We start from the raw sequence: 8,900 nt of genomic DNA on the forward strand, positions 1-8,900 counted from the left end.
TTACTTGCAGGTGAGACGGGGTTCGGGGGCGTAGACGCTGTGGAATTTCTGCTTGCGCAGCACCTTGCCGTCCTGCTTGAAGATCCGCCAGACGTCGATGGCGAAGCCCTCCGCACCGTCCATCGGGATGCACTTCTCGCCGGTCTCGGTGAGCGTGGGGAAGGGCTTGATGTCATAGCGGGACGAGCTTTGGGACTCGATGTCGTAGCGCTTGGTGCTCCAGAAGTCGACGGTGATGGAGGTGCCGGTGTAGGACGTTTTGACCAGCACCCCGTAAGGGGAGTCGTTGCGCCAGCGGAAGTCCGGCTGGGGATAGGAGACGGTGGATTCCCGCCCGGCCGGATAACGGGTGATGTAGTACTGGTGAGGCGTGTGCTGGACGTCCTGGAAGCCGCCGAAGAAGACCGCGTTGAACATGGTGGTGGCGAACTGGGAAACCCCTCCGCCGACGTCGTTGACGAACCGGTTGTTCAGGATCATGGGCGCTTCGACGAACCCGCGCGCCTTGTCGCGTTTGCCGACGATGGTGTTGAGCGAGAACGTCTCACCGGGTTGCACCACGTAGCCGTCCAGGATGTCGGCGATCCGGTGGATGTTGGTCACGCGGGGTGCGCAGCAGGGGTGGCGGGTGGTGAAGGAGCTGACCTTCTCCTTGACGCCGAGCTTCTTGGCCTCCGCCGTGGTCACCCGGGGCTGGATCTTGGCGAGAGGCGCGGCAATGCTGCGCCGGCCAGTGGTGAGAGCGTCGGCGATGGCCATGCTGAGGGCCTTGGCGTTGACGCCGCGGCCTGGGCGCCCTGGAATGACCTGTGGCCGGCCCTTCGTGATTTTGAAGGAGGCGTCTCGCGGGCTCTGGCTCCCTTCGACCAGTTGCTTGTCCAGGTCGGGCAGGAGGCCCTTGATGGCGAAGGAGGGCTTCAGCTTTCCCTGGTCATCGACGACGAACCGGAGTGCGGCCGCCAGTTGGGCCGGAGGCAGTTGGGCCCTTCGCTCGCCATTCGTCACGGTGAACGGGGCGGCGACCGCCGAAGTCGCCACCGTGGTGGCGACCCGGCGGACCTCCGCGGCGGAGACGGTGGGCGGTACCGGGCGGACCGTCAGCGCAACCGAGGTGCGGTTGTCGGCGAACGCTTCGCGTACGGCGCGCGCGGCTTCGTCCCGATCCAGCGCTCGGCCAGGCTTGGGGAGGATCGTCTGGGGCTCGAGTCCGCGGAACCGGACGCCGCCCTCGCGTGGCTCGGCGTCGATGGCCTTGGCCAGCTTGCCCAGCCCGCCGGCGAGCACACGCTCGTCGACCGTGACTTTCGGTGGGAGGTTCCTGGGGCTGCCGAACAGCGAACGCACGACGCCGGCGGGAGTGCTGGTGCCGTCCAACGCCGCCTCCACCGTGGCCGGGATGTCGAAGGCCAGCCCGAACTCGGAAGGGGTCACGCGGATCGTCCTGCCTGCCGCTGCCAGCGTTAATCGGCGCGCTGCGCGCTTTCCCAGCTCGCGCTCGAGACGCGCGCGGGCGTCGGCCGCGGACAGGCCGCCGATGTCGATGCCGGCCACGCGCGTACCGGAGGGTGCCTCGCCTGCCAGGATGACCGCGGGCACGGCATAGGTGAGGAGCGCGACAGCGATCACGGCCGCCACGATGATCAGCACTTTTCGGTTCCGCACGCCTGCCGCCACGTGTCGGCCGCCCGTCGGCGAAGGCGCGTGCGCGTTGTGCATGACAGGTCGATTCATCATGCACTCACATGGAGGGCGGGACCGGCGGCCGGGGCGACGGCGGCCTCCAGCGACGGGGCGACGTCATGCATGGTGAGAGTCTAGTAGCTGACTACTAATGCTCATCGTAGATGTCGAGGTGGATCGCGGCCATGACGGCACTGTGAGGGTGGAGGTTGGGGAGGGGCATATGAGCCGCTCTCCAACCTCCACCATGTCCGTCTGCCTGCTCAGACGGCTGGACGGCCCAGGCCGCGCAGTTGGGCGGGGGTCAGCGCGGAGACGTTCTGGTCGATGGGGGATTCGGTGTACTGGTGGATGGCCCAGGACTTCCAGTCGGCGGGCGGCGTGATGGCCCCCTTGGCCTTGCTGTAGTGGGCGACCCACAGCGGGTACTGGGCCAGGCCCTTGCCGTATTTGTTGGCGAAGTTCCAGCCGCTGTAGATCATCGGCGTGACCCCGGTCTTGGCCTTCACGTGCGACAGCCACGTCTTGGCCCAGGCGTTGACCTCGGCGACGGACCTGCCGTCGGTGGTCTCCAGGTCCAGGACCAGCAGGTCGCCGGCCTTGGCGGGCTGCGAGTTCACCATGGCGAGGAAGTACTCCGCCTCGGCGATGGGGTTGTTGCGGGGGTGGCCGAAGTGGTACGCCCCGCGTACGATTCCCTTCTTGCCCATTTCGCGCCAGTGGCGGGCGAATGAGGAGTCGCGGAAGGTCGTGCCCTCGGTGGCCTTGATGATGCCGAACTGGGCCGGGCTGGCAGTCCAGTCGTACTGGGACTCGTACCTGGAGACGTCCACGCCGTAGGTGAACGCCTTGGTCGCCTGCTGGGCTTGGTGCCGCGAGTCGTGGTCGGTGGTCGAAGCGAGCGCGGTGCCGGTTGCGCCCGTGAAGGCGGCGGTCCCGGCCAGGATCGCGCCGGCAACGGCGAGGCCAAGGCGCTTGGGGGGAAGATCGAGATGGTTCTTGAAGGAACGGACGATTGCGGCAAGCCAGGGCTTGGGCATGGGGGCATTGACTCCTTGCTTCCATGCCGCCTACCGGGTTAGCTGACGGGTTCGGGCTTGGAAGTGCCCTACGGGCGCAGCCTGGGCTGGCGTCCGATTCACCCCGGAAAGATTGGGTCCCCGGTTCCGTGGGACGCGGATTCGGCGGCCGTATGCGCCGCCCATGGCGGCTTACGGTCTGGTCAACGAAAAGGCAACGCCGCGACGAAGAGGCTCATCACGGCGCGTACCACAGATGGGTAAAAGGTATATATGCCTTCATAGATGGCGCAAGTGGGGCAAAGCCCATCCGCGGTGTATCGGCTACGAACGAGGGCTGAAACGCCTTGCCAGTAGCAGGTTTGGGGCTAGGTAAAGTCTGCGGCCGCCCTTCCGGACCTGCTCCTCGCGGCGGACGAAAAGGCGAGTCGATCTCGGCCTCTGGGGGAGCGCTGCGAAGGGCGGGACGAATGGGATTGAAGGTGCGGCCGAGCGCCTGGCGGTGCTGGCCACGGTCATAAGGCAGTGAGGACTCTGGCGTGGACGGCAAGGCTGCCATCGGGTGGGAGATGCCCACGATGGTCACGTCGCTGGGGTCACATCTTCCAGCGTCGCCAGCCGGCCGTGGCGCATCACCATCACGAGCCCGCCGCACATCATCACTGACAAGTCACCAGAAGATCTTCCCAGGCCCTCGTCGGCCTGGGGAGATCTCGTATTCCTCGTACGTTCAGCTCGTGAGGTGCCCTGATTGTCGCCTTGCTCTGACTAACTACTATTCTTCGTAGTTGTATGGTGTGGCGGCCCCTGCGCCACCGGCGGGCGACTCGAGGTGACCGGTGTTCGAACGAATCGAAGCGGAGTTCGCCTCCCGGCTGGGCCGAGAGTGCCTGTACGTGCCCTCGCACAGGCTTGGCCTGTTCATCGCGTTACGGCACTGGATGTCACCTGGGCAGCGCCTGCTGATGTCGGCGATCTCGGCGGACGAAATCCTGTTCCTGGTGCTGGCCGCAGGGCTGCGACCGGTCATCGCCCCGACGAACCCCCGCAACGGCAACATCGACACCCGAGCAATGGACGGGCTGCGTTTCGACGGGGTGCTGGCCACCCACCTGTACGGCCTGCCGGACGACATCGTCGCTCTGGGCGGAATGTGCGCCCAACGCGGCATCCCTCTCATAGAAGATGCCGCGCACGCCATGCAGACGACGGTGATGGGAGCGCCGGTCGGAGCATTCGGCGATGCCGGTGTCTTCAGCCTGTCCAAACACCCAGGCGCCGCCCCGGGCGGAATCGTGGCGATGGCGCAACCGGATGACCGCCCGGCATTGCAGGCACTGCGTACGCGCTGGCTTTCACGGAGATTCCCGCTCGCCGAGTTGGGTGTCCTGGCCAAGGTGATCGCTCGCAACGCCGTCTCGGCCACAGCCCTCGGCGGCCCGGTCTGGTGGCCGGCCCAGGCGCTGGGCCTGAACGAGCGGCGTGAAGGTCACCGGATCGCGCTTCGGCGCACGGCGCTCGCGCCGCGGCTGGCCGGCGGAGGCATGGAATGCCCCGGGCTGGACGCCTTGGACGCCTGGGTATGCGCGGACAACCATCGCTACCGCATGCGCCAGGGATCGCTGATCGAGGCCTACGGACTGCGCCGGATGAAGATGCTCGAGGCGCAGCGTGGGCGCAGGCTTGCCGGCGTACACCGGCTCGCCGAGTTGAAGACGGTCGCGCCGGCGGTGCTGGAGCAGCTGGATCAGCCTCTGTTCCGGGTGCCGCTCCTCGTCGAGGATCGTGAACGTGCGATCCAAAGACTGCGCCGACGCGGGGTCATCGTCGGGTATGTGTACGACCCTCCCTTCGACGACTACGCGCCCGGCCTCACCGAAGCGTCTCCGGCTCCGGAGGCGTCCCGCTGGTGGGCACGCCACGTACTCCCGATCGACCCGTTGCAGGCGGAGCGGGCCTTGCCGATCCTCGCGGAGCTCTCGTCTCCTGCTCTGCACAATGCGCCCTGAAAAAGCACGGAAATAGGTAAAAATTTTATCGTATTTGGCCTACAGGATAGGAGATCCTATTTCCTGCTCTCGAACATGGCTTTTCCACCGAGGGCAACACCGGCAAGGGCAAGGTGGAGCAGCGGATCCGGCCCAAGTCCCAGGTTGTCGGCTACGGCTACTCCGAGTACAAGGCCTGACCGGAAGACCCCTTGCCAGTGCGCCGGTGGAGCGGCTGCTGGGCGCGGCCGGAGCAATGTTCGAGCGGGAGTTCGCCACCGCCACGGGGTTGAGGCCGTCGGGCAGGGCGGAGGTCCAGTCGGTCGAGCGGAGTTTCTCGGTGAGTTTGGCGAACAGGCCGACGACGAGGAAGAGGCATCCGTGATCAGCCGTGGCCGGCTGCTGGGATCGACGTGCTCGCCGAGGTCGGGTGAGGCTGTCGTGACGCGAAGCCCAGGGTGATCGAAGACCCGGCGCGTGCGCCTCCGAAGCTCTGGCAGCCGGTACGCGGCTGCTGCCGGCGCGGGCCCGCGCCTACCGCGGACGCAGTAGATTCGCGGCTCGTGCGGCGTCTGCGGCAGGGGGAAGTGTCTCCGTCAGCAGGATGACCGGCGGCGGGTTCAGCGGACATAGTTCTGGCGTCCAGTCGCAGGAAGCGGAGGAGAACTTCATGTCCGTTCTATTTGTGCTTGCCGCACAGGCGGCCTCGCCAATCTGTACGACGCCGGCAGAATGCGCGGGCCAGGGTGTCAATACTTTCCTCGGAACCCCTGAGCGAATCTGGGCCAGTGTGGCCGCGCTGGTGGCGCTGGGCGGCGTGGTCATCGGCTGGCTGGCGCTGCGCTCCGTCCGCCGTATCGGCGACGGCGGGAGGAGGGGAGCCGTCATGGCTCTGGTGGTGGGGCTGGCCGGTGGGCTCAACGGCGCGGTGAATCTGGCTGTCGCCGATGGTGGCCTCGGCACCGGCAATGGAGTATTCGGGGGTGCCTTGGCTCTGGTGCTTGGGCTGGTCGGTGCGGTGCTCGGCGGGCTGGCTCTGGCCCGCTCCCGCCGTACCGAGCTGAGCGGCTGACCGCAGCGAATACAAGCGCGCGATCGAGGCCGTGATGACCATACACACGTCGATCGTCGTACGGCGGCCGCTTCTCGTGATCTTGTACGCATGTACGTACCGTGCTGACTTCCGGCAGCCCGACAGTGACGTTGCCCATGTCCAGGGACGCCATGAACACGGCCACCTTGTTGTGTCAGCGCAGTCGCAACCACCAACTCCATCAAATTAATTTGATGTATTCTGCGGACATGGTGCTGTCCGATCAGGCCGGCCCGCCGCCGTTCGTCCGGCTGGCCGCCCATGAAGTGCGCTGGCGGCTGCTGAGCGAGCTGGCGCGCAGCGACCTGCGCGTGCGGGAACTCGTGGCTCTGGTCGGCGAGCCGCAGAACCTGGTCTCCTACCACCTGCGGCTGCTGCGCTCCGGCGGGCTGGTCAACGCCCGCCGCAGCAGCTTCGACGGCCGCGACAGCTACTACCACCTGGACCTGGAGCGCTGTGCGGATGCGCTGGCCGACGCCGGTGCCGCCCTGCATCCCGCACTGCGCCTGCTCCCCGCCGAGCCGGCCAACACGGCCGAGACTCCTGCGGCGGAAACACCCTCCGTGCTGTTCATGTGCACCGGTAACAGCGCCCGCTCACCCATCGCCGAGGCGCTCCTGCACCATCGCGTGGGCAGCCGCGCCTTGGTGACCAGCGCCGGCAACCACCCCAAAGCCGCCCTCCACCCCCACGCTGTACGCGTGCTCCGCCGCCGGTACGACATCGACATCACCGACCAGCGCCCACGCCATCTGGACACGATGACCGGCCGCCACTTCGACTACGTGATCAGCCTGTGCGACAAGGTCCGCGAGGCCTGCCCCGACTTCGGCGGCCACCCGCAACGCCTGCACTGGAGCATCCCCGACCCCGCCGCCGCCAGCGGCGACGACACCGCCCAGGACGACCACCCCGCGTTCGACCGCACCGCCGCAGAGATCGACACCCGCATCCGGCACCTGCAACCCATCCTGTTCCCCGCCCCACACCGAAAGGTTCGGCCATGAACGCAACCGACCAGGTAGCCAGCGTCCGCTACATCGTCGACGACGTCCAAGCCGCCGTCGACTTCTACACCACCCACCTCGGCTTCACCGTGAACTTCAGCGCCGCGCCCGCCTTCGCCGACGTGGTACGCGGGCCACTGCGGCTATTGCTGTCGGGGCCTGCCAGTTCCGGTGCCCGCGCCACCCCCGAGCAGGCCGCCGGCGTCGGCCGCAACCGCATCCACCTGGTCGTTGACGACCTGGATGCCGAGGTCGCCCGCCTGCGTGAGGCGGGCCTACCGTTCCGCAGCGACGTGGTCACCGGCCCCGGCGGGCGCCAGATCCTACTCGCCGACCCCGCCGGCAACCTGATCGAACTGTTCCAGACCGCCCACCGGTCCGCCCCCGCACCCAGGCCCTGAACGCCCCGACGCGACGGGCTCGCCTTGCGCCCTCATGTGCCCCATGCGGTGAGCCGGTCGGCCACCGACCGGCTCACCCATCTGCCGAGATGCCAAGAGTGACCGTGCCCCACGCACCCGAGGTGCTACCGCAGGTGCTGCTCGTCTGCCTGCACAACGCCGGCCGCTCCCGGATGGCCGCCGCGCTGCTCCACCACCACCTCCGCGGCCGGGTCGCGGTCCGCTCCGCCGGATCCGTGCCCGCCGACACGATCAACCTGCCCGACATGGCGCTCATCGACGTCCGGATGCCGGTCGTCGACGGCATCGAGGCGACCCGGCGCGCATCGCCGCGGACCCGGCCCTGGCCGGGATGCACGTCGTCATCCTGACCAACTACAGCCTGGACGAATACGTCTTCGACGCGCTGCGCGCCGGCGCGGCCGGATTCTCGTCAAGGACATCGTGCCGGAGGACTCCTGCACGCCGTACGCGTCGCCCTCGCGGGACGCCCTGTTCGCACCGTCGATCACCCGCAAACTGATCAACCGCTACGTCACCCAGCCGCTCCACACCGGTACCGGGCTGAAAGAGCTGACCAACCGCGAACGCGAGACCGTCGCCCTGCTCGCGCAGGGTCTGTCCAACGACCAGGTCGCCGACCTCATGGCGATCAGCGCGATGACCGCGAAAGCCCATATCAACCGGGCCATGACCAAGCTCCGAGCCCGCGACCGCGCCCAACTCGTCGTTCCCGCCTACGAATCCGGCCTGGTGACCCCACGCAACTCCTGACGGGCACAGTCCGGGTTGCGAACTTGGTCGGATCGGGCGGTCGTGGCCCAGCACGGTCCATGACTCCAGCCCTGTGACGGGCGACAAGACCCGCTGCACCTGCATGCTTCCTTCGGTGATCTGCGTGGTGGACGGCGGCGGATAACCACATCCAGCAGGTGAACCACCGGGGAAAGGGCGTTCGTCATGTACGTCGTGGACAGCGCCTCATGCTCTACAGGTAATGACCATTTCTGCGATCGGCCGCTCCGCGGAAGACGGTGGACGCTGGGACCGGCACCTTGGCGGCCGGGAGCGGTGCGCTCGCCACCGGACTGGAGTTGAGATGGGTGAGCGCGGTCCGGTCGGCAGTCGGCTCGGCTCGCTCGGCCTGGCGACTTCATGAGGCCGTGGCCGACGCACGATTGGGCTTCCGGCTCGCACCTGGAAGGGAGCCGTCACCGGAAGCCGACCCCTCTGGACACCTCAACCTGTGACTCGCATCTCTCTGCGAGGACGCACCAAATAGCGCACTTTGGTTTGTCCGAAAGTTACCCCTCGGGGGTACTTGACGAAATGGCACCTGAGAGGCACCGTAGACCGAACAGATGTACCCCCCAGAGGTATCGAGGGCTCATGCCATGATCCGCTTCTCACTCCTCATCGTCCCCGTTGTCCTGATCGCCGCAGTCGCCGGATGCGGGTCCGGCCAAGGCGAGGGTGATCTCCTCCAACGAGTCAAGACCGCAGGCGTCATCCGGGTGGCGCAGACTCAGGCCAACCCGCCGTGGAACTTCCTGGAGAACGGCAAGCCCGCCGGCTACGACGTGGATGTGGCGAATGAACTGGCCAAACGGCTCAAGATCGCCAAGGTCGAATTCGTCCCGTCGAACTTCCAGAGTTTCATCGCCGGGGTTCAGGCCGGCAGGTTCGACGCGGTGATCTCGGGCCAGACCATC

9 protein-coding genes and 1 riboswitch are annotated in these 8,900 nt (G+C 67.2%); of the genes, 7 read left to right on the forward strand and 2 right to left on the reverse strand.

The window, feature by feature from the left end; translation table 11 throughout:
• Positions 1 to 1,662, reverse strand: a complete 1,662-nt coding sequence (locus ACIHFD_RS41970) for a VanW family protein (protein ID WP_397371675.1) — start codon at positions 1,660 to 1,662, stop codon at positions 1 to 3.
• A 281-nt stretch (positions 1,663 to 1,943) separates the two neighbouring features.
• Positions 1,944 to 2,720: a glycoside hydrolase family 25 protein gene (locus ACIHFD_RS41975; RefSeq protein ID WP_397371676.1), complete on the reverse strand. Its 777-nt coding sequence runs from the start codon at positions 2,718 to 2,720 to the stop codon at positions 1,944 to 1,946.
• A gap of 12 nt (positions 2,721 to 2,732) precedes the next feature.
• Positions 2,733 to 2,877: riboswitch (cyclic di-AMP (ydaO/yuaA leader) on the reverse strand.
• 661 nt (positions 2,878 to 3,538) lie between these two features.
• Between ACIHFD_RS41975 and ACIHFD_RS41980 the strand changes: the two genes are divergently transcribed.
• The 7 genes from ACIHFD_RS41980 to ACIHFD_RS42010 form a co-directional block, all read left to right on the forward strand.
• Positions 3,539 to 4,708, forward strand: coding sequence for a DegT/DnrJ/EryC1/StrS family aminotransferase (locus ACIHFD_RS41980; protein WP_397371677.1), 1,170 nt, complete (start codon positions 3,539 to 3,541; stop codon positions 4,706 to 4,708).
• A 583-nt stretch (positions 4,709 to 5,291) separates the two neighbouring features.
• A complete protein-coding gene (locus ACIHFD_RS41985) occupies positions 5,292 to 5,759 on the forward strand; it encodes a DUF6223 family protein (RefSeq protein WP_397371678.1) in 468 nt (155 codons plus the stop codon).
• Between the two features lie 230 nt (positions 5,760 to 5,989).
• Positions 5,990 to 6,787 carry an ArsR family transcriptional regulator gene (locus tag ACIHFD_RS41990; protein ID WP_397371679.1) on the forward strand — a complete coding sequence of 266 codons (798 nt, stop codon included), beginning with the start codon at positions 5,990 to 5,992 and terminating at the stop codon, positions 6,785 to 6,787.
• Positions 6,784 to 7,188 (forward strand): VOC family protein, encoded by a 405-nt coding sequence (locus tag ACIHFD_RS41995; protein ID WP_397371680.1) that lies wholly within the window; start codon positions 6,784 to 6,786, stop codon positions 7,186 to 7,188. Before ACIHFD_RS41990 ends, ACIHFD_RS41995 begins: the two co-directional genes overlap by 4 nt.
• Positions 7,189 to 7,286: 98 nt before the next feature.
• Positions 7,287 to 7,559 carry a hypothetical protein gene (locus ACIHFD_RS42000; RefSeq protein WP_397371681.1) on the forward strand — a complete coding sequence of 91 codons (273 nt, stop codon included), beginning with the start codon at positions 7,287 to 7,289 and terminating at the stop codon, positions 7,557 to 7,559.
• A 73-nt stretch (positions 7,560 to 7,632) separates the two neighbouring features.
• A complete protein-coding gene (locus ACIHFD_RS42005; RefSeq protein WP_397371682.1) occupies positions 7,633 to 7,962 on the forward strand; it encodes a response regulator transcription factor in 330 nt (109 codons plus the stop codon).
• A gap of 620 nt (positions 7,963 to 8,582) precedes the next feature.
• Positions 8,583 to 8,900: transporter substrate-binding domain-containing protein (locus ACIHFD_RS42010; RefSeq protein WP_397371683.1), on the forward strand; the 318-nt coding region annotated here is incomplete at its 3' end.

The sequence above is a fragment of the Nonomuraea sp. NPDC051941 genome (assembly GCF_044593615.1).